The organism is Bordetella petrii (assembly GCF_000067205.1).
GTDB classification, from domain to species: Bacteria; Pseudomonadota; Gammaproteobacteria; order Burkholderiales; family Burkholderiaceae_B; genus Bordetella_A; species Bordetella_A petrii.
Window position 1 is genome coordinate 3,645,676 of record NC_010170.1, and the last position, 22,988, is coordinate 3,668,663.

Genomic DNA, 22,988 nt, shown 5'->3' on the forward strand with positions numbered 1-22,988 from the left:
GCAAGCGGCCTGCTCGCGCGCCGAGCGCACCAGGCCGATTTTCAACGGATGCCCTCGTGACCATCAATCGCCCCACCCGCAAGATCCTGTTGGTACTGGCGCTGGCCGCCCTGCCGGGCGGCGCCGCGCTGGGCCAGGCCATGGGCGGCGGCGGCAGCCTGCCCAACGATCGCAGCGCCACGCTCACCAAGCTCGACACGCCGCCCCCGGAACGCGGCTGGAAGGCGCTGGCCAATCTGCTCGAGGCCCTCAAGCCCGGGGTCGACACCCGCCTGGACCCGACACCGTCGCAAATCACCACCCACATCGAGCGCCTGCTCACCGCGGGCAAGAACCAGGAAGCCCTGGAACTTATCGAAAAACGCCAGGCCGAAACCGAAGGTCAGCGCGGCACCGATGTCCAGCTGATGTTCCAGCATGCGCGCGCCCTGGCCGCGCTCGGCCGCAGCGCCGACGCCATCGCCCTGTACACCGACATGACCACGCGCTTTCCCGAGCTGCCCGAGCCCTGGAATAATCTGGCTGCCCTGTATGCCAAACAGGGCGACCTGGACCGCGCCCAGCAGGCGCTGGAAATGGCCCTGCGCGCCAACCCCGACTACCCCGAGGCGCGCGCCAATCTGGGCGACATCCAGCTGATGATGGCGCTGCGCACCTACCGCAATGCTGCGAACCAGGGCGTGCCCGGCATGCAGTCCAAGGCACGTGAAATCGAAAACCTGCTGAAGGAAAGCCAACAACGATGATTTCGCGCTACTCTCCGCTTCATCTGCTGCGCCTGATGGCGTGCACCTTCGCGCTGGCCACGATCGTGCCGGCAACAGCCGGCGCGCAGCCGGCAGCCTCATCCACCCCCTCTACCTCAGAAGGCACACAACCCATGAGCACCAATCCCCGCGTCAAACTGCAGACCAACCAGGGCGCCATTGTCATTACCCTGGATGCGGAGAAAGCGCCCAAGACCGTCGAGAACTTCATCAGCTACGTCAAGAACGGCTTCTATGACGGCACCGTTTTCCATCGCGTCATCGACGGCTTCATGATCCAGGGCGGCGGCTTCGAGCCCGGCCTGAAGCAAAAGCCCACTCAGGCGCCCATCGAGAACGAAGCCAACAACGGCCTGAAGAACGACAAGTACACCGTGGCCATGGCTCGCACCAGCGACCCGCATTCGGCTACCGCGCAGTTCTTCATCAACGTCGCCGACAACGATTTCCTGAACTTCACCGCCCCCACCCCCAACGGCTGGGGCTACGCCGTGTTCGGCAAGGTCACCGAAGGCACCGACGTGGTCGACAAGATCAAGGGCGTCAAAACCGGCAACAGCGGCTTCCACCAGAACGTGCCGGTCGAGGACGTGGTCATCGAGAAGGCCGAGATCCTTGAATAAGGTCGCGCTGCAGGGCCCGGTCTGGCTGGCCTCCGACATACACCTGGGGCCGGCCACGCCGGCCACTTCCGAGGCGTTCCTGGGTTTTCTGGAAGCGGCGGCCGACGAGGCCGCCGCCCTGCTGTTGCCGGGCGATATTTTCGACGCCTGGATCGGCGACGATGTCATCCAGGCCGCTCCGCCCTGGCTGGCTGCTGCGCTGCAGGGGCTCAAGCGCATCGCCGGCCGCATTCCGCTGTGGCTGGGGCGGGGCAACCGCGACTTCCTCATGGGCGCCGCCCTGGCCGACGCGCTGGGCGCCCGGCTGCTGCCCGAACCCGCCTTGCTGGAAACCGAATACGGCCGCGTGCTGCTGACGCACGGCGACGAGTACTGTACCGACGACGCCGCCTACCAGCAGTTCCGCGCCATGGTGCGCAACCCGCAATGGCAAGAGCAGTTCCTGGCCAAGAGCATCCCCGAACGCCTGGCCATGGCCCAGGAAGCGCGCGGTGAAAGCCAGGCGGCCAACCAGATGAAGTCGGCCGAGATCATGGACGTCAATGCCCAGGCCGTCGAAAACGCGTTCCGCACGGCTCAGGTAGACACTATCGTGCATGGCCACACGCACCGGCCCGCGCGCCATGTGCTCGAGGTGGACGGGCGCCGCTGCGAGCGCTGGGTGCTGCCCGACTGGGACTGCGACCATGCCAGCCCGCCGCGCGGCGGCTGGCTGGTCATCGACCGCGACGGACTGACGTTCTACGACCTGGACGCGGCCTGAACCCGTTGCGGCCAGGGGCCAGACACCTCTGCGCCAGAGGCTGGACACCCTTTTCGCCAGGTTTCAGGCTCCGCAGGGCGCCTGAGACCCTCGACGCAAATGCCGTCTTCAGCCAACGGTGTCTGACACCCTTCGGGAGTCAGACACCTTTTCATTTGGTCATCAGCCATGCGGCCACGACGATGCCCAGCGCGATGCGATACCAGGCAAAGCCCCGGTAGGTGTGGTTGGCCACGAAGCGCAGCACCGCACGCACCACCACCAGCGCGCTGATGAAGGCCGCCGCGAAGCCCACCGCGATGGCCGACAGGTCGTGCTGGCTGAGCAGGTCGATGTTGCGGTACAGGTCGTAGGTGGCGGCGCCCAGCATGGTGGGCATGGCCAGGAAGAATGAGAATTCGGTGGCTGTCTTGCGCTGGATGCCGGCGATCATGCCGCCGATGATGGTGGCGCCGGAACGCGAGGTGCCGGGAACCATCGCCAGGCATTGCGCCACGCCCACGCCCAGCGCCTGCTTCCAGCTGATCTGTTCCAGGGTGTGCGCCGAAGCGCGCTCGTCCGAGGCCGTGTCGTCCGCCGCGCCAGGCGCATCGCCCGGCGTGTGATGGGTCTTGCGCTCGACCCACAGCATGATCAACCCGCCCAGCACCAGGGTAACCGCCACCACGCCAGGGTGGTAGAACACCTGCTTGATAGTCTTGATGAAAATGGCGCCCACCACGGCCGCGGGCAGGAAAGCCAGCAGCAGGTTGCGGGTGAAGGCCGTTTCGGCCGGCACGCCGGTCAGCGTGCCGCGTATCAGTTGCCACAGGCGGGCGCGGAAGATCCACATGACGGCCAGGATGGAGCCGAACTGGATCACCACCTCGAACACCTTGCCCGAACTCGATGTGAAATTGATCCAGTCGCCGATGAGAATCAGGTGCCCGGTGCTGGATACCGGAATGAACTCGGTGAGCCCCTCGATGATGCCCAGGAAGAAAGCCTTGATCAGGTATAGCGTGCTGTCGGTCACGGTGCGTGGCAAAAAATGGGGTTAATGGCCGTCGGCCTCGGCTTCGGCCTCGGCGGGGGCCAGCGGCATGCGCTCGACCCGCACCGACGCAATGCGCCGGCCGTCGAGTTCGAGGACTTCGAAGCGGAAATGATGGTGCGCACCATCGTACTCGCAAGTGTCGCCCGGCTGGGGCAGGTGCCCGAAACGGGTCAGAAGGTAGCCCGCCAGCGTGGAGTAGTCTTGCGAATCGTCGATCAGCCCTTCGGTTTCCAGCACTTGCTCCACATGGTGCAGGTCGGCCGCGCCGTCGATCTTCCAGACGTCGTCCTGCTCGGGGGTGATGTCGGGCAGCTCGTCTTCGTCGGGGAATTCGCCCGCAATAGCCTCGAACACGTCGATGGGCGTCACCAGGCCCTCGATGGCGCCGAATTCATCGGCCACCAGCACCAGCTGCCCGCGCGAACGCTTCAGGGTGTCCATCAGGCGCAGGATGCCGATCGATTCATGCACGATGATCGGGTCGCGCAGGCGGTTGCGGCGCACCCGCCGGTCGGTGATCAGGTCGGCCACCAGGTCTTTGGCGCGGCCGATGCCGATGACCTCATCCAACGAGCCGCGGCAGACCGGGAAAAAGCTGTGCGGCGCCTCGGTGAGTTGCCGGCGGATGGTGTCGGCGTCATCGTCGATGTTGACCCAGGATACGTCGGTGCGCGGCGTCATGATGGAGCGGATCGAACGCTCGGCCAGCGTCAGCACGCCGCTGACCATGTTGCGCTCTTCGACGCCGAAGGCCGGCACGGCAGGCTGGTCGGCGCTGGAAGCAGGCATTTCCTCGCCATCAGGCGGGCGCTTGCCCAGCATGCGCAGCACGGCGCTGGCGGTGCGTTCGCGCATGGGGCGGGTGGCATCGAGCCGCAGCAGATTGCGCCGGGCAACCTGGTTGAGCAGTTCGATGGCCACCGAGAAGCCGATGGCGGCGTACAGATAGCCCTTGGGCACCTTGAAGCCGAAGGCCTCTGCCAGCAGCGAGAAGCCGATCATGAGCAGGAAGCCCAGGCATAGCACCACCACTGTGGGATGCGCGTTGACGAAGCGGGTCAGCGGCTTGGATGCCAGCAGCATGATGCCGATGGCCACCGTAACCGCGATCATCATGATGGCCAGGTGGTCGACCATGCCGACCGCGGTAATGACGGAATCCAGCGAGAACACCGCGTCGAGCACGACGATCTGCGTGACGATGACCCAGAAGCTGGCATAGACGCGCGGGCCCGAGGCGTGCGCGCCCTGGCTGCCTTCCAGCCGCTCGTGCAGCTCCAGCGTACCCTTGAAGAGCAGGAACAGCCCCCCGACCAGCAGGATGAGGTCGCGGCCCGAGAAGGTCATGGGGCCGGCGGAAAACAGCGGCGCGGTCAGGGTGACCAGCCAGGACATGACCGACAGCAGGCCCAGGCGCATCAACAATGCCAGGGACAGGCCCACGATACGCGCGCGGTCGCGCTGCGCGGGGGGCAGCTTGTCGGCCAGAATGGCGATGAAGATCAGGTTGTCGATCCCCAGGACGATTTCAAGGACGACCAGGGTAAGCAGGCCGACCCACGCGGCGGGGTCCAGCAGCCACTCCATCGAGTGCTCCAAAAGTTGCGGAACCGCCAATCGTACCTGGAAATAGCATCACATGCCGGCAACATGCCGGCAGATGCGCCGCAAAATACGGGATGTTGACAGCCAGATCCAACGCCGGCGCGGCTTGTAGGCCGATTTGGCGCGCCGAGGGGCGGCGCGCCGTGGTTTTTAGTCTTGCTTGGGCTGCAGGGCAACCAGCATCTGGGTGAAAATCTTGGGGCTGGCGGCCAGCACATTGCCGGAATCGAGCCAGCCCTGTTCGCCGTCGAAATCGCCCACCAGCCCGCCGGCTTCCTGCACCAGCAGGCTGCCGGCGGCCAGGTCCCAGGGCTTGAGGCGCATGCCGCAGAAGCCGTCCAGCCGGCCCGCGGCCACGTAGGCCAGGTCGAGCACGGTGGAGCCCAGGCGGCGCACGCCGGTGCAGCCTTCGGTGAGCTGGCGGAACCGCCCGCCGCCGGCATCGATGTCGCCCGACTTGGGCCAGTGCGCGCCCAGCAAGGCCTCGCTGTAGCGCGAACGGCCCGACACCCGCACGCGGCGGTCGTTCAGGAAGGTGCCGCTGCCCCGGCTGGCGGTGAACAGCTCGTTGCGCGACGGGTCGTAGACGACCGCCTGCGTGACCTGGCCACGCTGCGTCAGCGCGATGGACACGGCATAGTTTGGCAGGCCGTGAATGAAGTTGGTGGTACCGTCGAGGGGGTCGATGATCCACTGGAACTCGGCCTGCTCGGGGCCTTGCAGCCCGTATTCTTCGCCCAGCACGGCATGGTCGGGATAAGCGGCGCGCAGGGTTTCAACGATGGACTCTTCGGAAGCGCGGTCGACTTCCGTGACATAATCGCGCGGCCCCTTGCGAGCCACGTTGAGTCGTTCCAAATCCAGGCTGGCACGGTTGATGATGGTGCCGGCACGCCGGGCCGCCTTGATGGCGATATTGAGCATCGGGTGCATAAAATTCCGTACGTATGCAGTAAGGGCTGCCACCCGGGCGGCCTTGCCGAAATAGCGGGATTTCCCCGCGGCAACGGCCCGAAAAACCAGGAAGGCGTTAAGCCAAACTTGCCATTTTAAATGACTCAAGCATTTTCACGCGTCCAGTTCATCATGGTACAGCCCAGTCACCCCGGAAACGTGGGTTCGGCGGCCCGTGCCATCAAGACCATGGGCTTTGCCGATCTGGTGCTGGTCGAGCCCCGCTACCCGGACATGACGTCCCAGCCCGAGGCGGTAGCCCTGGCCAGCGGCGCCACCGACGTGCTGGAGCGCGCGCGGGTCTGCGCCACCCTGGAAGAGGCCCTGGCCCCGGTAACGCTGGCCTTCGCGCTGACGGCCCGCGTACGCGACCTGGGCCCCCCGCCCTGTGACATCCGCCAGGCCGCGGAGCTGGCCAGCCAGCACCTGGCCGCGCCAGGGTCCGGCTGCGCCGCCGTGGTGCTGGGCACCGAGCGGGCCGGCCTGACCAACGCCCAGATCGCCCTGTGCCAGCGCATCTGCCATATTCCGGCCAACCCCGAATACAGTTCGCTGAACGTCGCACAGGCGCTGCAACTGGCGGCGTGGGAGCTGCGTTACGCGCTGCTGCGGGCCAACGGGGCCACGCTGCTGCCCGCGTCCACCGCGCAGCAGCCCGACCCGGGCGCCGCCCTGGCCACGAGCGAGGCGGTGCAGGCGTTTTTGGCGCACTGGCAGGAAGCGCTGGTGCACGTGCAGTTCCTGGACCCTGCCCACCCCAAGAAGCTGATGCCGCGCATGCGCCACCTGTTCAGCCGCAGCGCCCTGACCCGCGACGAAATCGACATGCTGCGCGGGGTGTGCACGGCGATGCTGCGCAAAAAATAAGGTGCCTGGCTCCCGTCTGGGGGCCAGGCACCGATTAAAGCGCCAGGCATGCGGCGACAGCCTTGATCGTACGGTGTCGGGCGCCTGCAAAACCCGACACCTGGCTGTGCCGCGGCGGCAGCTTAGTCGACTTGCGCGCCCGAGGCCTTGACCACCGGGGCCCAGTTCTCGACTTCGGACTTGATGAACGCGCCGAACTCGGCCGGCGTGGTTTTCTCACCCACGGCGCCCAGGCCCGCGAAGGCTTTCTGGACTTCGGGGTTGTCCTGCGCCTTGACGATCACGGCGTTGAGCTTCTCGATCACTTCGGGCGGCGTGCCGGCCGGCGCGATCAGGCCGAACCACGACGACACGTCGAATTTCTCGAAGCCCGATTCTTGCATGGTGGGCAGGTCGGGAGCGGTAGGCGAGCGCTTGGCCGTGGTAACGGCCAGGGCGCGCAGTTTGCCGCCCTTCACGTGGGGCCACGACGACGGCATGTTGTCGAACATGAACTGCACCTGGCCGCCGATCAGGTCGGTAACGGCCGGGGCGCTGCCCTTGTACGGCACGTGCAGCACGTCCAGGCCGGCACGCAGCTTGAACAGTTCACCCGCCATGTGGATGGACGTGCCGCTGCCGGACGAGGCGAACGCCAGCTTGCCGGGGTTGGCCTTGGCGTAGTCGACCAGTTCTTTCACCGACTTAACCGGCACCTGCGGGTTCACCACCAGGATGTTGGGCACCTTGGCGCCCAGGGCGACCGGCGCGAAGTCTTTGGTCAGGTCGAACGAAATGTTCTTGTACAGCGTCTGGTTGATGGCGCTGGTAACGGCCACGAACAGCAGCGTGTAGCCGTCGGGTTCAGCCCGCTTGACGTAATCGGTAGCGATGTTGCTGCCGGCGCCAGGCTTGTTCTCGACCACGAAGGACTGCTTCAGCTCTTCGGTGAGTTCCTTGGCCATGATGCGGGCGATGACGTCGGTAGTCCCGCCTGCCGAAAAGCCGACCACGATGTGCACGGGCTTGTCCGGATAGGCAGCCTGGGCGCTGGCGCCCAACGCGAGCGCCCCCAGGGCACCGGCCAGCAGCGTGACGGCATGGCGCAGGAAGCGGGGTTTCTGACCTTTGGTCATGTAGTGTCTCCTGTGAAATTGTCCGTAGGACGGACGCACTAAACTTTGTTACAGCGGCGATTTTCCACTAGTCATGCTATTTTCGGCAAGGTAGAGTCCACGCTACGGACAGTGGGTTTTCCCTGCCCCCATACTTTACGGCCTCGATTCGTCGCGATTTACCGAGGGTTGCATGTCCACTTCAGAGAGTTCTTCCGGCCCGCGCACGCTGCGGCGCGGTCTGGCCGTGCTGGCCGCGCTGCGCGACCAGGGCGCCGGCGGGCTCAGCGTCACCGATATCGCCCGCATGACGGGCATCCAGCGCCCCACTATCTACCGGCTGCTGGCCGCGCTGCTGGATTCGGGGCTGGTGCTGGCCGTGCCGGGCACCAAGAAATACCGCGCCCAATGGGCCACCTGTACCGACGCGGCCACCCCGGACCCGCGCGTCAGCCAGACCCTGCCCATTCTGCGGCGGCTGGCCGAGCGCACGGGCGACGCCGTTTTCCTGGTGGTGCGCGAAGGAGATGAATCGGTGAGCCTGCACCGCGAGATAGGCGGCTACCCAGTGCAGATCCTGGCCACCTACGCCGGCAAGCGGCAGCCGCTGGGCGTGGGTTCGGGCGGCATGGCGCTGCTGGCCGCCCTGCCCGACCCGGTGGCGCACAGCATCGTGGAGCGCAATTCGGGCTACCTGGATGAATACGGCGGCATGACGCCGCATGAAATGCACCGGCTGATCGAAAACACGCGGGCGCGCGGCTACGCGGTCGTAGGCAACCACGCGGTGCGCGGCGCGCTGGGCGTGGGATGCGCCCTGCTGGACCCGCAAGGCGCCCCCATCCTGGCCATCAGCGTCACGGCCATCATCGACCGCATGCCGGCGCCGCGCCAGCGCGAGATCGCCGGGTGGATTCACGCCGAACTGGCGCGCCTGTCGCTGCGCGCCTGATCAGGCCAGCGGGGCCGCGTCTTTGGGCTGGCCCTGGATCTGGCGCACGGGAATGGGCGGCTTGAATCCCGCCGCTCCCAGCGTCAGGCGAATCTGGTGGAACAGATCCCAGCGCAGATCCCAGTACTGGGCCGCGGCGCACCAGACGCGCACATTGACGACAGTGCCGTTGTCTTTGTATTCGCTGACCTTGATCAGCGGGGCCGGGTCTTTCTGCACCATGGCGTGGTTGGCCACCAGCCGGTTCAGTTGCGCCAGCGCCTCGTCCAGATTGTCGTCATAGTGGACGGTGACAGGGATATCCAGGCGCCGCGTGACGTTGCGGCTGTAGTTGGTGATGGTGGCGTTCCACACCACGCTGTTGGGCAGCGAAATATAAATGCCGTCGACCTGCACCAGGCGGCACAGGAACAGGCCGACTTCGACCACGGTGCCTTCAGCGCCGCTGCTCAAGGCCACGTATTCGCCCGCGCGCAAGGGACGCAAAATCAGCAGCATGATGCCGGCAGCGATGTTCTGCAAAGTGTTCTGCAAGGCCAGGCCCACGGCCAGGCCGGCAGCGCCCAGCACGGCGATGAGGCTGGCGGTCTGCACGCCGAAACGCGCCAGCACGGCAATTACCGTGAAGATGCGCACCGTCCACACCACCACGCTGTAGAACATGGGCACGATGGTGGGATCGATGCGCGACGAACGCGTCGCAACGCGCCGCACCCAGCGGCCCAGCAGCGTCGACGCCCACCAGCCGATCAACAATATGGCCAGCGCCATGACTATGTTGAACGCCCCGTCGGCCAGACGCGGCATCAGGGTTTCCAGGTTTACCAAATATTCGCTCATGCGGGCTCCCACCCAGTACTGCGCGCGCCCAAGCTCACGCCCGGGCGCGCAGAAATTGAAGGTTTGAAAACTTTATCAGATGGCCATGGCGTAGTGTGGCGCGCGTTCCTGGACAAGCACGCGAATCGCCCGGCGCGTGTCAGAGCCGGCGGAAGTGGTTGTCCCACGACAGGCCGGGCGACGGCGCCAGAATGGATTGCGCAGCCAGGCCAGGCCCGGCTTGCACCAGCGCCCCCATGCCGCTGTTGGCCAGGAACCGCCCGGACGCCAGCGGCGCCACGCCGCAGCCGTCGGCCAGGCGAGTCAGGCCCAGGCAGCGGCCGCTGGCTGTATCCCAGTACACCACCTGCCCGCCCACCGGACTGCTGGTGGCGATGATGCCGCCGGACGGGTCCGCCGCCACCGACCCAATGTAATTGCGGAATCCGCGCAGCACGTCGTCGGGGCCGCCATACAGCTCGGGCTGGCCACCGCGGCGATGGCGCCCCACCAGCGGCGGCCGCTCGCCCGCCGGGCCGGTGTGCTGGCAGCCGAACCACACGGCCCCATCGGCCGCCAGGGCCAGGTGCCGGATCGACAGGCGATGGTATTGCCGGGGCAGCTCGACCTGTTCGAGCAGGCGGCCGTCGGCCGCGTCGATATAAGCCAGTGACGGCCGCATGGTGTCCAGGTTGAGTTCCAGCTTGCCGTAGTCAGGGTGCGTCAGAATGCCGCCATTGGCCACGCACAGCGTCTTGCCATCCGGCAACAGCACGACTTCGTGCGGGCCGATGCCGCCGGTAGCGAATTCGCCGATGCGGCGGTAGCCGCCGCCGGCAGAGGCGTCATACACGCCCAGCACGCCTTGCCCGGCCTCATAGTCGTTCTCGGTGGCCAGCATGCGCCGGCCATCGGGCAGGAACACGCCATGGCCGAAGAAATGCCGCCCGGGCGCCGCCTGCAAGGCTACCGGCGGCCGGGAACCGTCGATGTGAAAGGCCACGGCAAAAAAGCCGGGCTGGCGCCCGAACACGACGGCGCGGCCGCGCGCCGCGTCCAGCGCGAAACTGTGGCCGCGCGCCGGCATGGGCACCACCTGGCGGTCGCGGCCCTGCGCGTCGAGCACGACGGCTTCGTAGCGCCCGCCGGCGCGGCGCGCGGCCACATAAAGGGGCGCGGCGCCGGCGGCGCGCAGCGTGGCCGGCGCCAGGCCCGCCGTGGCGGCCAGCGCCAGGAAGCGGCGGCGGTCAATCTCCATCGAGGGCATTGAATCCTATGGTCACGCCCCATGCGGGCGCGACATGCTGATCGACAATATCCTTGGCGTTTTTCAGGATCAGCGCGGCCAACGCCAGCCGCTGCCATGCGTCGACATCGGCGGCGGCCTGCTGCAGCGGAACATCCACCGCCGCAAGAGCGGCAGCGGCAGCGCCGAACTCGCCCCGCAACGACGCGTCGATCCAGTCTGCGTCGGCGGCGTAGCGATAGCCGCCCGCATCGTAGAACGCGCCCATGCCGCGCACGCTGGTCGCGAGCATGGGCACGGCCATGCCGCTGCGCCAGAACGCGGCGCGCTTGGGCCGGGCGGCCTGGGGCGAATCGCCCAGCATGGGCGCGAGCTTCACGGCGCGGACGAACTGCAGGCCGGTCGACAGGGCCTTGACGGCCTCGGCCGCCACTTCCTGCTGGCTGCGGTATAGGTCGCTGTCGGCCGACGGCGCGGTGAACTGGCTGCCGAAATCGCCCTGCACGCTCCATGCCTGGCGCAGTTCGCCCGCCACGCCGGCGATATTGGCGGCCACCGCCACGGCGTAGCGGCAAGCGTAATCTGGCGCGTTGCCGGCCGGCGCATCGAGCAGGCCCGGCTCGTCATACAGCACGTATTCCAGGGCCGGCAAGCCTTGCAGGGCGACGCTGCGCCCGGCCAGCGCGCCGGGCGTCAGGGCGGCCGGGTCGGCCTGCGATAGCAGCGCGCGCACTTGGCGCTGCATGACGCCGCGCGTATCCGGCCAGAACACCAGCCGTTCGTAGCGGTTGCCTTGCACCAGCGGGCCGAAGCGCAAGAACTCCACGCCCGACCAGGCCAGCGCCGTCTGGCCGAAGGCCTGGCGCACGCCCGGCGCGCCATCCGGCCCGCCGCCCTGCCTGCACCAGGCGTCCAGGGTTTTTTCCAGGCCTTCCGCCCGCTGGGCAAGCTCCGCCATGGCGGGCCGCACATAACGGTCTGCCAGGCGCTGGCCCAGGTCGGCCGGCGGCGCCGCCGGCGCGGCCAATGGCGCCAGCGCCAGAGCGGCAGCCAACAGCCGCTTGCTTATCAGCATATTCACTCTCTTTGCCGGGCTGCTCACAATGACTCCAGGAAACGGATCAGGTCGGCGCGCTGCTGCGGCGTCATGGCTACCACGCGGTCGCGAGCCGCCTGGGCTTCGCCACCATGCCACAGAATGGCTTCAAGCAGCGTGCGCGCCCGGCCATCGTGCAGCCAGGTCGCGTTAGGGTTGACGGTGCGCGTCAGGCCGATGCCCCACAAAGGCGGCGTGCGCCATTCGCTGCCGCTGGCCTGGCCTTCGGACACGCCATCCGCCAGACCCTCGCCCATGTCGTGCAGCAGCAGGTCGGTGTACGGCCAGATCAACTGAAAGCGATGTTCCGGGCGCTCGGCATCGCGCCGGGTCACGTATTTGGGGACGTGGCAGGCCACACAATTGGCTTCGTAGAACAGCTTCTTGCCCGCCAGCACGCGCGCGTCGTCGACGTCGCGCCGCTGTGGCACCGCCAAGTTGACCGCGTAGGTCGTGACGAAGTCCATCAGCTCGCCGGGCACTTCATGCTCGCCCAGGCGCGGCTGCGCGCCGTGTGGCATATCGAAGCAGGCCGGCTGCGCCGCCGTGCATTCGCCGTAGTGACTGGGAAACAGAGGCGTAGACAGCCCCATGTCGTTGGAAAACGCCACCGCGCTTTGCTGTTCGACCGTAGGCTGGCTGGCCTTCCAGTTAAAGCGGCCCAGCGCGGTCTGGCCGCTGCGGGCATCGCGCACCCAGTTCGGCCGGCCGCTGATGCCATCGCCGTGGTCGGCCGCCGCATTGGCCAGAATGTCGGCGGGATGCACGGCTTCGAGCAGGCCCAGGCCGATCATCGGCGGCGCCAGGCGCGGCGAGATCTGCACGTCGTCCCGCAGCGGCCCGTAGCCCGGGTCTTCGATCCGGTAGACAGGCTTCATCAGCGTGGCGGTCTCGCCACCATTGAGCGCCACCGCCACCGGCTCGTACTCGATCTCCAGCCGCCCTTCCGCCGGCAGCCCGGCCACGGCGAAGTTCTGCAATTGCGAGCCATACACCGGCTCGGGCACGAATGGCAGCTCGCCCGACGCCAGCAGGCGGCGGTGTTCATCGGTGCTGGGCGGCACGGCCAGGCGCAACAGCAGCGCCACGGCGTCGGTGCGCTCCAGCGGGTCGAAGCCGGGCACGGTGCCGCGGCCGTCCTTGGTATGACATGCCTGGCAAGACCGGGCGTTGAACAGCGGCCCCAGGCCATCCGAAGCCTGGGTCGACGACGGCGCCGACACCCAGTCTTTGCGGAACAGCCCGTTGCCCACCAGGAACTGCTGACGGCCTTCGAAGGTCAAGTTGGCCGAGGGATGCGAAAAAATGTCGGCATTGACCAGTTTGCGCGTGGTGCCGGCGCCGGCCGGCAGGGTTTCGAACGTCTCGGCCCGGGAAAAATCGCGGGTCGGCGCGGTAACCCTGGCGACGCGGTCGCGGTCTTCGACGCCGAGGTCGTCGCGCTGGGCGGATTGCGCGGTGGCGCCCGACGTGGCAAGCGCCGCCAATACTGCCACTACGATCTTGCTCACTGGAATACGGCTTCCGGCTTGTCCAGGCTGTCCGAACCTTCCAGCGCCACTTCGCCCAACTCAAGCACGGCAATCACGCGCTCCAGGCTGCGGGTCTGGTCGACCAGGCGATCGATGGCGGCCTGCACCACGGCATTGCCTTCGGCATTGCCGCTGGCAATCATCTGATCGTAGGTTTCAACCTTGTCGGCGCGGTCGCGCATGGCCTGCATGGCAGCCACGGTGGCGTCCAGCTTGGCGCGCATTTCGGCGTCCAGCTTGGGATCGCGCGCCTTGACCAGGTCGGACACGCTGGCGCCCGCGACGGTCTTGCCGTTTATGCGGGCGTAGCTGCCCAGGTACACGTTGCGGATGCCGATCTGGTTATAGAAATGCGAGTTGTGGGTGTTGTCGGAGAAGCAATCGTGCTCTTCTTCCGGGTCGTGCAGCATCAGGCCCAGCTTCATGCGCTCGCCCGCCAGTTCGCCGTACGACAGGCTGCCCAGGCCGGTCAGCATGGCGACCAGGCCAGCCTTGGGGTCCTGCTCGACCGCCTTGCGCGCCTGGCCATCCGCCTTCCAGTTGGCCACCATGGTTTCCAGGTCGGCAACCAGCAGGTCGGTGACCGCACGCAGGTACTGCACACGGCGTTCGCAATGTCCTCCCGTGCATTGGGCGGGGTCGAAATCAGTGTGCGGACGGTTGCCGGCATGGCGCTCTTGGGGCGTGCCCTGGCGGTCGGCCGGAGCCGGGCCGGAGCCGTTCAGGTCCTGGCCCCACAGCAGGAATTCGATGGCATGGTAGCCGGTGGCGACGTTGGCTTCGTTGCCGTCCGCCTCGTGCAGTGTCTCGGCCAGCAGCTCGGGCGTGATGGTGGTGGCGTCGATGGTCTTGCCGCCCACGGAAATCTTGGAATTGGCGATCACATTCACGGCGTAGAACGCGTTCTGATCGCTCTCGGTGCCGTACGAGGCATCTACGTAATCGATCAGGCCTTCGTCCAGCGGCCAGGCATTCACGCTGCCTTCCCAGTCGTCGACCACCGGGTTGCCGAAGCGGAAAGCCTCGGTCTGTTGATACGGCACGCGCGCCGCCAGCCACGCCGCGCGCGCGGCCTGCAGCGTCTGCGCGCTGGGCTGCTCGATCAACGCTTCGACTGCGGCGCGCAAGGCCTGTGCCGAAGCCAGCGAGTCTTCATAGCCAGCCAGCGCGATATCGGCATAGGTCTGCACCACCGCCTTGGGTTCGGCGGCCGCCTGGGCCACGCCCGCGGCCAGGGTGGCCGCCAGCAGCGCGCCGTAGAGCAACTTGCGCATCGGAATACTCTCCTTTGTTGTTGAAAAGCGCGCCCCGCGTGGCCGCGCCTTTCGGGATGAAGATTTACCGATGCAAGTGTAAACAATTTTCGTTCAATATTCAGTGAATTGTCAGTAATGATTATCAGCCTTGCACGGCCGGTTGCAGCCATCCTCGCAACAGCCGGGTGACGACCGGGATGCATACGAACGACAGCACTGGCGTCATGCAGGCGGTAGTGATCAGCACGCGCCAGAACAAAGGCATGGCGCTCAATTGCTCGTTGAACAACGTGCTGAACAGCAGCAGCATGGGGAAATACGCCAGCCAGATGCTGACCGCCTGTTTCCAGCGCGGCGGCGCGCTGCGCGGCGGGCCGAACCAGGTATCCATACCGCTGGCCCGATGCACACGGCTGGCGCGCACCAGGCCCGCCCCGCGCTCTAGCCACATGCGCCGCGGCAGCGAATTTTCCCAGCGCGCGAGGTTGGCCTCGTCGTTAAAGCGAAGCACGATCTGGTACTGGTCGCCCCCTTCGGGCGGCTGCAGCACTCCCGACCCCAGAAATCCCGGAAAGCCCGCGGCCAGTATCTCGCCCTGGCGCAGCCACGCCAGGAAGTCGCCGTAGCGGTCGGGGGAAATATGGCGCGTCACCAGCATGGTGATCGGGGCGGGAAGACTTGTGTTCATGCGGTACTCCTTGCTGCGTGTGGCCTCGCTTGCAATCCGCGGGCCTTCTGCCCTCTTTCCAAGCAAACCTTGTGCCAGGCGGCGGCCCCGGCCGCCCGCCCCGCAAACGCCGCCGGCTCGCGCCCGCCATGCACCGCCGCGCGCGATGCCGCGCCGTGGCGGCGCGCCACTGCACCGCGCCGGTGCGATATTGAGCATGGCCCAACGCAGGTCTACACTGGGCGCTCTCTCAACCCAAGGAGTATGCGCAATGAGCACCTACAAGATTGCGGTTTTTGTCGGCAGCCTGCGGGCCGCATCCATCAACCTGCGTTTGGCGCGTGCCCTGGAAAAACTGCTGCCCGAGAACGTCAAGTTCGAATACGCCAGCCTGGGGGACGTGCCCCTGTTCAACCAGGACGACGAAATGTCCATGCCGCCCGCGGCCGCGAAGCTCAAAGCGCTCATCGCCAGCGCCGACGGCCTGCTGTTCGTCACCCCGGAGCACAACCGTTCGATCCCCGCGGCACTGAAAAACGCCATCGACTGGGGCTCGCGCCCATGGGGCCAGAACTCCTGGCCCGGCAAGGCCGGCGGCATCGTGGGCACCTCGCCCAGCGCGGCCGGCACCGCCATGGCGCAGCAGCACCTGCGCAATATCCTGGCCGCGGAAGGCGTCAACGTGTTGACCACGCCGGAAGTCTTCCTGCAAACCACCGAAGGCTTGATAGACGACCAATACACCATCACCAACGAAGGCACCCGCAAATTCCTGCAAGGCTGGCTCGACCGTTACGTCGCCTGGGTGGCCAAGCACTCTGGCTGATCCCGCGTCGCAATCAACTCGTCATACTCGCCACGTAACCTCTCGGCCTGTTTGCTGACCTCCAGCTTAAACACCCGCCAACTCAGAGAGGTTTCAATGTCCTACTTGACAGACAAGTTGCGTGCCCCGCGCCGTGAAGCAGAAGGAGAAATCACGGTGCCGGGCCAGATGTTCGACGACATCGTCGCCGCCAACCCCGGCCGGCGCACACTATTGAAGAACAGCGTGGGGCTGTCGCTGCTGTCTGTATTCGGCGCAACGCTGGCGGGCTGTGGCAGCGGCAGCGACAACGATGACGACGACGGCCCCGCCAATGGCGGCGGCGCCGCCCCCTCTGCCGATTACTCGGTAAATTTCACGCCCCTGGCCGACAATCTCACGCCCGACACCGTACTGGTTCCCGAAGGCTACGTTGCCGAAGTGCTGTATTCGGCCGGCGACAAGTGCATGATCGGCTCGCTGGGCTACAGCGGCACGCCCCAGTCGTACCCGGCCACCGAGAACCAGGCCGGCGGCCAGCATGACGGCATGCACTTCTACGCCCTGGACGGCGTGGACCCCAACAAGGGCGGCCTGCTGGTCCTGAACCACGAAAACGTCGACCGCCAAACGCTCGACCTGTCCACCGACGCGGTGCGCACCAATCTGTCGAACGTGGGCGTGTCGGTTATCGAGATCGCGCGTGGCGACGACGGCAAGTGGTCGGTCAACCCCAATTCGTCGTACAACAAACGCTACACCGGCAACACCGTCTACAACGTGAGCGGCCCGGCCGCGGCCGTCATCGGCCCCACCGTGGTCGGCACGCTGAATAACTGTTCCAGCGGCAACACGCCGTGGGGCACCTACCTGACCTGCGAAGAAACCACGGACAACTACTGGGACCCCACCCAGCCCGAAGAAGGCTATGGCTGGGTGGTCGAGATCGACCCGCACCAGCCGACCTCCACGGCCGTCAAGCGGACCGCGCTGGGCCGCTTCGATCACGAAAACACCGCCTACATGCTGGACAAGGACAACCGCGTCGCCTTCTACATGGGCGACGACGGCACGCCCGGCTGCATCTACAAGTTCGTTCCCTCGCGCGCTTATGATCCGTCGAATCGCGCCAATAACGCCAACCTGCTCGACGAAGGCACGCTGTACGCGGCGCGCTTCAATGACGATGGCTCGGGCAACTGGGTAGAGCTGACTGTAGGCAAGAACGGCCTGACCGCCGGCGCCGTGGACCCGGGCAACTACACCCAGGTCGCCCCCGGCTCGCTGCCGGCGCAGCAGATTATCGACTTCAACTCGCAGGCCGATGTGCTGATCAACACCAAGGCCGCCGCGCGCGTGGCCGGCGCCACCCTGATGGACCGCCCCGAGTGGATCACCGTGGGCCAGGACAAGACCCTGTACTGCACGCTGACCAATAATGGCGGTCGCCGACGCACCAGCGCGGCAAACCCGCGAACCAATAATTCGCACGGCCACATCGTGCGCTGGAAAGAGCGCGGCGACTCGCCGCTGGCCACCACCTTCGAATGGGATTTGCTGCTGTTGGCCGGCTATGACGAAGCGCAAGGCAAGGCCGAGAACATCACCGGCACCATCAACGGCGATACGTTCTCCAGCCCCGATGGCATCCGCGTCGACACGCGCGGCCGCTTGTGGGTGCAGACCGACTCGGGCGCTACCGGCGCCGATGAATTCGGCCACAACGCCATGTACTACATCGACCAGACGACCGGCGAGTCGAAGCGCTTCCTGGTGGGCCCGGTTGGCTGCGAGATCACGGGTATCGCCTACAACGAAGACCTGACCACGTTCTTCATCAACATCCAGCACCCGAACGGCGCATGGAACACCGTGCGCGCCGGTGGCGGAGACGCCCGCTCGGCCACGGTGGTGGTGCGCCGCGAAGACGGCAGGCCGGTCGGCGCCTGACACGGGCGCGCCGGGCATGGGGCGGCGGGCCGCGCTGCCGCCCCGCAAGGTTCATGGCGCCGGCACGGCTCGCATGACGCGGATGGCCCTGCCGGCCGCCGCCGGCGGCCGGCGCTTACTCGCCGTCTTCGAGCCGCATGCCGATCTTCAGCCCGACCTGCCAGTGCGCGACCTGGCCATTCTTGATGTGACCGCGCACCTCGGTAACTTCGAACCAGTCTAGATTGCGCAGAGTTTCCGAAGCGCGCGCAATGGCTTGCACGACGGCATCATCGGACGACTTGGTGGACGATCCCACCAGTTCGATTTGCTTGTACACGTGGCTGTTGGACATCGTTCGTCTCCCGCAAGAAAGTAGCGGCAAGCCGGGGCGGCGGGCCGCCGGCCCGGCCTGCCCGGCCGGGTCGACCCATTGTGGCACGGCGCGGCGCGCCTGCCTATGCGCAAACGCCATGCCGGCGCACGCCGGCATGCGCGAACCGGTCCGCGGATGGGTTCTAATAGGTGATGTTGGATCACCCAAGATTGACGAACCCGTTCCCAATGTCGAAGCAACGCGCGCACAATCACAACGCCGGCGTGGAAGCCCGCAGTCCTTCCACGGAGAACCTGGCGGGCCATACGCCCATGATGCAGCAATATTTACGCCTCAAGGCCGAGGCCGGCCCGTTGCTGCTGTTCTACCGCATGGGCGATTTCTATGAAATGTTCTACGAAGACGCGGAGCGCGCCGCGCGCCTGCTGGGCCTGACGCTGACCAAGCGCGGCGCGTCCAACGGCACGCCCATTCCCATGGCAGGCGTGCCCGTGCATGCCATGGAGCAATACCTGGCGCGCCTGGTGGCCCTGGGCGAATCGGTGGCCATCTGCGAACAGATCGGCGACCCCGCCGCCGCCAAGGGGCCTGTCGAACGGCGCATCGTGCGCATCGTCACGCCCGGCACCCTGACCGACGAAGCCCTGCTTCCGGCCAAGGCCGACCGCGCCCTGGCGGCCGTGTTCCTGGGCGGCAAGGCGCGCAACCCGCGCGCCGGCCTGGCGTGGCTGAACCTGGCCAGCGGCGAATTCCGCGTCACCGAATGCGCGCCGGCCCAGATCGAATCCGAACTGCACCGCGTCGCACCCGCCGAGCTGGTGTGCGCCGAAAGCGCCGATCCGGCGCTGGCCTTCGAGGGCGCGCGCACCCGCGTGCCCGACTGGCACTTCGAAAGCGACGGCGCGCGGGCGCACCTGCTCGCCCACTTCAAGACCGACACCCTGGCCGGCTTCGACGTCGACGACATGCCCGCGGCCATCTGCGCGGCCGGCGCGCTGCTGCGCTACGCCGCGCGCACTCAATCGCAGACGCTGGCGCATGTGCAGGGCATCGCGGTCGACCGGCCCGGCCAATACGTGCTGATGGACCCCGTCACGCGCCGCAACCTCGAGCTTACCCAGACCCTCAGCGGCGAAGAGTCTCCCACGCTGTTCTCGTTGCTGGACGGCTGCCGCACGCCCATGGGCAGCCGGCTGCTGCGGCGCTGGCTGCATCATCCGCTGCGCGACAACGCCCCCGCGCTGGCGCGCCAGCAGGCCATCTCGGCCCTGCTGGCCGGCCGCACGGATGTCGCCCCGGCGTTCGGCGCGGCCGGCCTGCTGGAAACTCTGCGCGACGCGCTGGATGCGTTTCCCGATGTCGAACGCATCTCGTCGCGGCTGGCGCTGCGCTCGGTACGGCCGCGCGAACTGGCCAGCCTGCGCGACGCCCTGGCAGCCCTGCCCGCGCTGCGCGAACTGGTGGCGCCGCTAAGCGCCTCGCCGCGCCTGGCTGAACTGGCCGGGCACCTGCAACTGGATCCCGCCCTGGCCGACCTGCTGCGCCGCGCCATCGCCCAGGAGCCGGCGGTGGCCATTCGCGACGGCGGCGTCATCGCCACGGGCTTCGATGCCGAGCTCGACGAGTTGCGCGCCCTGGCCGCCGACGGCGGCGATTTCCTGGTGCAGCTCGAAGCCCGCGAGCGCGAGCGCACCGGCATCGGCAACCTGCGAGTCGAATTCAACCGCGTGCATGGCTTCTACATCGAAGTCACCAAGGGCCAGACCGACAAGGTGCCCGAAGACTACCGCCGCCGCCAGACGCTCAAGAACGCCGAACGCTACATCACGCCCGAGCTCAAGTCATGGGAAGACAAGGTGCTGTCGGCGCAAGACCGCTCGCTGGCGCGCGAGAAATGGCTGTACGAGCAACTGCTCGACACGCTGGCCGAGCACGTGCGCCCGCTGTCCGATTGCGCGGGCGCGCTGGCCGAACTGGACACTCTGGCCGCCCTGGCCGAGCACGCGCGACGCCATGACTGGACCGCCCCCGAGCTTACCGACCAGGCCGAACTGGATATCGAGGCCGGCCGCCACCCGGTGGTGGAACGGGCCATCGAGCGCTTTACGCCCAACGGCTGCCGCCTGGACGCCACGCGCCGCATGCTGCTGATTACCGGCCCCAACATGGGCGGCAAATCCACCTACATGCGCCAGGTGGCGCTGATCGCCCTGCTCGCGCGCACCGGCAGCTTCGTGCCGGCGCAGCGCGCCACCATCGGCAAGCTCGACCGCATCTTCACCCGCATCGGCGCGGCCGACGACCTGGCGGGCGGGCGTTCGACCTTCATGATGGAAATGACCGAGGCGGCCGCCATCCTGGCGGCCAGCACGCCGCACAGCCTGGTGCTCATGGACGAGATCGGGCGCGGCACTTCCACCTACGACGGCCTGGCGCTGGCCTGGGCCATTGCATTGCGCCTGGTCACCCACAATCGCGCCCTGACCTTGTTCGCCACCCACTATTTCGAACTGACGCGCCTGCCGGCCGAGCAGCCCACGGCGGCCAACGCGCATCTGGCCGCCGCCGAATCGGCGGGCGGCATCGTGTTCCTGCACGAGGTGCGCGACGGCCCGGCCAGCCGCAGCTACGGCATCCAGGTGGCGCAGCGCGCCGGCGTGCCCGCCGCGGTCATCCGCCATGCCTCGCGCGAGCTCGAACGCCTGGAAGCGCAAGGCGCGCCCACCCCGCAACTGGGCCTGTTCGCCGCCGCCATCGAAGCCGATGCCCAGGCCGGCGCGGCCAGCGACCAGTCCGGCGAAGCCGCCGCCCTGCATGCCCTGCGCGATGAGCTTGCCCAGATCGATCCCGACAGCCTGACGCCGCGCGAAGCGCTGGACGCCCTGTACCGCCTGAAGGCCTGCATGCCATGAAAACCCACCTGCCCCTGACGCTGCTGGGCGGGCTCAGCCCCGCGGACTTCATGCGCCGCTACTGGCAGCGCAAGCCCCTGCTGATCCGGCAGGCCATCCCCGGCTTCAAGCCGCCGCTGAACATCGCCGCGCTCAAGAAGCTGGCGCGCCGCGACGACGTCGAATCGCGCCTGATCTGGCGCGAAGACGGCGCCTGGCAAATGGAACAAGGCCCCTTTGCGCGCCTGCCCAAGGCCGGCGAACCCGACTGGACCTTGCTGGTGCAGAGCGTAGACTTGCACAGCGACGCCGCCTCGGCCCTGCTGCAGCAGTTCCGTTTCATCCCCGACGCCCGGCTCGATGACATCATGATCAGCGTGGCCTCCGATGGCGGCGGCGTGGGGCCGCACTTCGACAGCTACGACGTGTTCCTGCTGCAGGCGGCAGGCCGCCGCCGCTGGCGCTACGGACGCCAGCAAGACCTGTCGCTGCAGCCCGGCCTGCCCCTGAAGATACTCAGCCACTTCACGCCGGAGCACGATGTCGTGCTGGAACCCGGCGACATGCTGTACTTGCCGCCGCAAGCCGCGCACGACGGTATCGCGGTGGGCGACGATTGCATGACCATTTCCATCGGCTTTCGTGCCCCCACGCAGGCCGCCCTGGCGCGCGGGCTGCTCGAAGCCGCCGCCGACCAGGCCATGGCCCGCATCGGCCTGCTGGGCGGCCCCTATGGCGAGCCGCCGCTGCCCGGGCGACGCCTGGACGCGCTGTACCGCGACCCGGACCAACCCGCGGTCGACACGCCCGCTGCCCTGCCCGACGCGCTGGTGCAAGCCACGCTCGACACCCTGGCCAAGGTGCGCTTCGACGACGCGCTGGCGGCGCGCTTCCTGGGCTGCTGGCTCACCGAGCCCAGCAACCTGGCTGTTTTCGATGCCGCGCCGCCCGACGGCATCGACCTGGCGTCCGACTGGCCGGCCGGCGGCATGCTGGAGCTCGACCGGCGCACCCGCATGCTGTATCGCGGCCGGCAGGTGTTCATCAACGGCGAAACCGCCCAAGCGCCCGCCAGCGCGGCCCTGCGCGCGCTGGCCGACGACCGGCGCCTGGCCTGCGCCGATCCGCGCTGCCGGCGCCTGGGCAGCGCGGCGCGGGAATGCCTGGCCGACTGGCTGGATGCCGGCTGGCTGCACTATCGTCCCAGCTAAGGCGCACGCGGGCGCCGCCTGTTTTGTACGATCCGGACACCTAAACGTGTCCATCCTGCACAGAACGCTAAGGTGTGCGCGCCGCATGAAACATCACGACATGCTCCACACTTATACGTAAAGGTTGTTACGTTCTGGATGCCACCGCTTTAATTTCCACACGTCAGCACCTGCTTGATTCCTGTAGCCTGACTACTGGTTTCCCCTAACGGGACACTGGTTTCCCCTAAACAGGGCCGCATGATCGTCATCTAACAGGAGTCCAACATGATCAGCAAAACCTTGATTCTTGCTTCGGTTGTTGCCGTCGCGCTGACCGCTTGCGACAAGAAGGAAGACACCGCGAGCCCGGCCGGCTCCGAGCCGTCGACCACCATGCCCGCGCCGTCGAGCCCCGCGCCGTCGAGCCCCGCGCCGTCGAGCCCCGCGCCTTCGACCCCCGCTCCCACGACGCCGGCGCCCGACAGCTCCACCACCCCTGCGCCTGGCGGCGGCTCGACCCCTCCGGCTTCCTCGGGGTCGTAACACGCCAGGTTTG

The 22,988-nt window shown here is 67.2% G+C and carries 21 protein-coding genes; 9 read left to right on the forward strand and 12 right to left on the reverse strand.

Annotation, left to right across the window (positions count from 1 at the left end):
• The first annotated feature begins 56 nt into the window (after positions 1–56).
• From BPET_RS17525 to BPET_RS17535, 3 genes are all read left to right on the forward strand, one after another.
• Positions 57–746: a tetratricopeptide repeat protein gene (locus BPET_RS17525; protein WP_041863049.1), complete on the forward strand. Its 690-nt coding sequence runs from the start codon at positions 57–59 to the stop codon at positions 744–746.
• 134 nt (positions 747–880) lie between these two features.
• Positions 881–1,390, forward strand: coding sequence for a peptidylprolyl isomerase (locus BPET_RS17530; protein WP_012250352.1), 510 nt, complete (start codon positions 881–883; stop codon positions 1,388–1,390).
• Positions 1,383–2,153 carry a UDP-2,3-diacylglucosamine diphosphatase gene (locus BPET_RS17535; RefSeq protein WP_012250353.1) on the forward strand — a complete coding sequence of 257 codons (771 nt, stop codon included), beginning with the start codon at positions 1,383–1,385 and terminating at the stop codon, positions 2,151–2,153. Before BPET_RS17530 ends, BPET_RS17535 begins: the two co-directional genes overlap by 8 nt.
• A 151-nt stretch (positions 2,154–2,304) precedes the next feature.
• Here BPET_RS17535 and BPET_RS17540 read toward each other — a convergent pair whose 3' ends face one another.
• The 3 genes from BPET_RS17540 to BPET_RS17550 form a co-directional block, all read right to left on the reverse strand.
• Positions 2,305–3,168 (reverse strand): undecaprenyl-diphosphate phosphatase, encoded by an 864-nt coding sequence (locus tag BPET_RS17540; RefSeq protein ID WP_012250354.1) that lies wholly within the window; start codon positions 3,166–3,168, stop codon positions 2,305–2,307.
• Positions 3,169–3,189: 21 nt separating this feature from the next.
• Positions 3,190–4,776, reverse strand: a complete 1,587-nt coding sequence (locus tag BPET_RS17545; protein WP_012250355.1) for a TerC family protein — start codon at positions 4,774–4,776, stop codon at positions 3,190–3,192.
• A gap of 168 nt (positions 4,777–4,944) precedes the next feature.
• Positions 4,945–5,727 carry an inositol monophosphatase family protein gene (locus BPET_RS17550; RefSeq protein ID WP_012250356.1) on the reverse strand — a complete coding sequence of 261 codons (783 nt, stop codon included), beginning with the start codon at positions 5,725–5,727 and terminating at the stop codon, positions 4,945–4,947.
• 120 nt (positions 5,728–5,847) lie between these two features.
• Between BPET_RS17550 and BPET_RS17555 the strand changes: the two genes are divergently transcribed.
• Positions 5,848–6,615, forward strand: coding sequence for an RNA methyltransferase (locus BPET_RS17555; RefSeq protein WP_012250357.1), 768 nt, complete (start codon positions 5,848–5,850; stop codon positions 6,613–6,615).
• 122 nt (positions 6,616–6,737) lie between these two features.
• On the opposite strand, the gene BPET_RS17560 is transcribed toward BPET_RS17555, so the two are convergent.
• A complete protein-coding gene (locus BPET_RS17560) occupies positions 6,738–7,730 on the reverse strand; it encodes a Bug family tripartite tricarboxylate transporter substrate binding protein (RefSeq protein WP_012250358.1) in 993 nt (330 codons plus the stop codon).
• A gap of 172 nt (positions 7,731–7,902) precedes the next feature.
• On the opposite strand from BPET_RS17560, the gene BPET_RS17565 reads away from it, so the two are divergent.
• A complete protein-coding gene (locus BPET_RS17565) occupies positions 7,903–8,661 on the forward strand; it encodes an IclR family transcriptional regulator (RefSeq protein WP_012250359.1) in 759 nt (252 codons plus the stop codon).
• Here BPET_RS17565 and BPET_RS17570 read toward each other — a convergent pair whose 3' ends face one another.
• The 6 genes from BPET_RS17570 to BPET_RS17595 form a co-directional block, all read right to left on the reverse strand.
• Positions 8,662–9,501, reverse strand: coding sequence for a mechanosensitive ion channel family protein (locus BPET_RS17570; protein WP_012250360.1), 840 nt, complete (start codon positions 9,499–9,501; stop codon positions 8,662–8,664). It abuts the gene before it with no gap.
• 139 nt (positions 9,502–9,640) lie between these two features.
• Positions 9,641–10,738: a DUF1513 domain-containing protein gene (locus BPET_RS17575; protein ID WP_041863051.1), complete on the reverse strand. Its 1,098-nt coding sequence runs from the start codon at positions 10,736–10,738 to the stop codon at positions 9,641–9,643.
• The gene (locus BPET_RS17580) at positions 10,728–11,801 is read right to left on the reverse strand and encodes an imelysin family protein (protein WP_012250362.1); all 1,074 of its coding nucleotides are present in this window, start codon (positions 11,799–11,801) and stop codon (positions 10,728–10,730) included. The genes BPET_RS17575 and BPET_RS17580 overlap by 11 nt, the downstream gene beginning before the upstream one ends.
• A 23-nt stretch (positions 11,802–11,824) precedes the next feature.
• Entirely contained in the window at positions 11,825–13,333 is a 1,509-nt protein-coding gene (locus tag BPET_RS17585; RefSeq protein ID WP_041863052.1) for a di-heme oxidoreductase family protein, read from the reverse strand.
• Entirely contained in the window at positions 13,330–14,628 is a 1,299-nt protein-coding gene (locus BPET_RS17590) for an imelysin family protein (RefSeq protein ID WP_012250364.1), read from the reverse strand. The genes BPET_RS17585 and BPET_RS17590 overlap by 4 nt, the downstream gene beginning before the upstream one ends.
• Before the next feature lie 124 nt (positions 14,629–14,752).
• On the reverse strand, positions 14,753–15,298 hold the full coding sequence (locus BPET_RS17595) for an antibiotic biosynthesis monooxygenase (RefSeq protein WP_012250366.1): 546 nt from the start codon (positions 15,296–15,298) through the stop codon (positions 14,753–14,755).
• A 250-nt stretch (positions 15,299–15,548) separates the two neighbouring features.
• Between BPET_RS17595 and BPET_RS17600 the strand changes: the two genes are divergently transcribed.
• The gene (locus BPET_RS17600; protein ID WP_041863053.1) at positions 15,549–16,103 is read left to right on the forward strand and encodes an NADPH-dependent FMN reductase; all 555 of its coding nucleotides are present in this window, start codon (positions 15,549–15,551) and stop codon (positions 16,101–16,103) included.
• Positions 16,104–16,199: 96 nt separating this feature from the next.
• Positions 16,200–18,032 (forward strand): PhoX family protein, encoded by a 1,833-nt coding sequence (locus tag BPET_RS17605; RefSeq protein ID WP_012250367.1) that lies wholly within the window; start codon positions 16,200–16,202, stop codon positions 18,030–18,032.
• A 115-nt stretch (positions 18,033–18,147) separates the two neighbouring features.
• Here BPET_RS17605 and BPET_RS17610 read toward each other — a convergent pair whose 3' ends face one another.
• Positions 18,148–18,366, reverse strand: coding sequence for a dodecin (locus tag BPET_RS17610; RefSeq protein WP_012250368.1), 219 nt, complete (start codon positions 18,364–18,366; stop codon positions 18,148–18,150).
• Between the two features lie 293 nt (positions 18,367–18,659).
• On the opposite strand from BPET_RS17610, the gene mutS reads away from it, so the two are divergent.
• Positions 18,660–21,260, forward strand: a complete 2,601-nt coding sequence (mutS, locus tag BPET_RS17615) for a DNA mismatch repair protein MutS (RefSeq protein WP_041864121.1) — start codon at positions 18,660–18,662, stop codon at positions 21,258–21,260.
• Positions 21,257–22,450 (forward strand): cupin domain-containing protein, encoded by a 1,194-nt coding sequence (locus tag BPET_RS17620; RefSeq protein WP_012250370.1) that lies wholly within the window; start codon positions 21,257–21,259, stop codon positions 22,448–22,450. Before mutS ends, BPET_RS17620 begins: the two co-directional genes overlap by 4 nt.
• A gap of 251 nt (positions 22,451–22,701) precedes the next feature.
• Here BPET_RS17620 and BPET_RS26690 read toward each other — a convergent pair whose 3' ends face one another.
• Positions 22,702–22,923 carry a hypothetical protein gene (locus BPET_RS26690; protein ID WP_173376844.1) on the reverse strand — a complete coding sequence of 74 codons (222 nt, stop codon included), beginning with the start codon at positions 22,921–22,923 and terminating at the stop codon, positions 22,702–22,704.
• Positions 22,924–22,988 lie beyond the last annotated feature (65 nt).

Excerpts from the sequence above, each read along its gene's own strand:
- BPET_RS17555 (WP_012250357.1), top strand. The coding sequence starts at position 5,848 with ATGACTCAAGCATTTTCACGCGTCCAGTTCATCATGGTACAGCCCAGT.
- BPET_RS17560 (WP_012250358.1), bottom strand. The coding sequence starts at position 7,730 with ATGACCAAAGGTCAGAAACCCCGCTTCCTGCGCCATGCCGTCACGCTG.
- BPET_RS17565 (WP_012250359.1), top strand. The coding sequence starts at position 7,903 with ATGTCCACTTCAGAGAGTTCTTCCGGCCCGCGCACGCTGCGGCGCGGT.
- BPET_RS17570 (WP_012250360.1), bottom strand. The coding sequence starts at position 9,501 with ATGAGCGAATATTTGGTAAACCTGGAAACCCTGATGCCGCGTCTGGCC.
- BPET_RS17620 (WP_012250370.1), top strand. The coding sequence starts at position 21,257 with ATGAAAACCCACCTGCCCCTGACGCTGCTGGGCGGGCTCAGCCCCGCG.
- BPET_RS17575 (WP_041863051.1), bottom strand. The coding sequence starts at position 10,738 with ATGGAGATTGACCGCCGCCGCTTCCTGGCGCTGGCCGCCACGGCGGGC.
- BPET_RS17580 (WP_012250362.1), bottom strand. The coding sequence starts at position 11,801 with ATGCTGATAAGCAAGCGGCTGTTGGCTGCCGCTCTGGCGCTGGCGCCA.
- BPET_RS17610 (WP_012250368.1), bottom strand. The coding sequence starts at position 18,366 with ATGTCCAACAGCCACGTGTACAAGCAAATCGAACTGGTGGGATCGTCC.
- mutS (WP_041864121.1), top strand. The coding sequence starts at position 18,660 with ATGATGCAGCAATATTTACGCCTCAAGGCCGAGGCCGGCCCGTTGCTG.
- BPET_RS17600 (WP_041863053.1), top strand. The coding sequence starts at position 15,549 with ATGAGCACCTACAAGATTGCGGTTTTTGTCGGCAGCCTGCGGGCCGCA.
- BPET_RS17590 (WP_012250364.1), bottom strand. The coding sequence starts at position 14,628 with ATGCGCAAGTTGCTCTACGGCGCGCTGCTGGCGGCCACCCTGGCCGCG.
- BPET_RS17545 (WP_012250355.1), bottom strand. The coding sequence starts at position 4,776 with ATGGAGTGGCTGCTGGACCCCGCCGCGTGGGTCGGCCTGCTTACCCTG.
- BPET_RS17530 (WP_012250352.1), top strand. The coding sequence starts at position 881 with ATGAGCACCAATCCCCGCGTCAAACTGCAGACCAACCAGGGCGCCATT.
- BPET_RS17550 (WP_012250356.1), bottom strand. The coding sequence starts at position 5,727 with ATGCACCCGATGCTCAATATCGCCATCAAGGCGGCCCGGCGTGCCGGC.
- BPET_RS17595 (WP_012250366.1), bottom strand. The coding sequence starts at position 15,298 with ATGAACACAAGTCTTCCCGCCCCGATCACCATGCTGGTGACGCGCCAT.
- BPET_RS17605 (WP_012250367.1), top strand. The coding sequence starts at position 16,200 with ATGTCCTACTTGACAGACAAGTTGCGTGCCCCGCGCCGTGAAGCAGAA.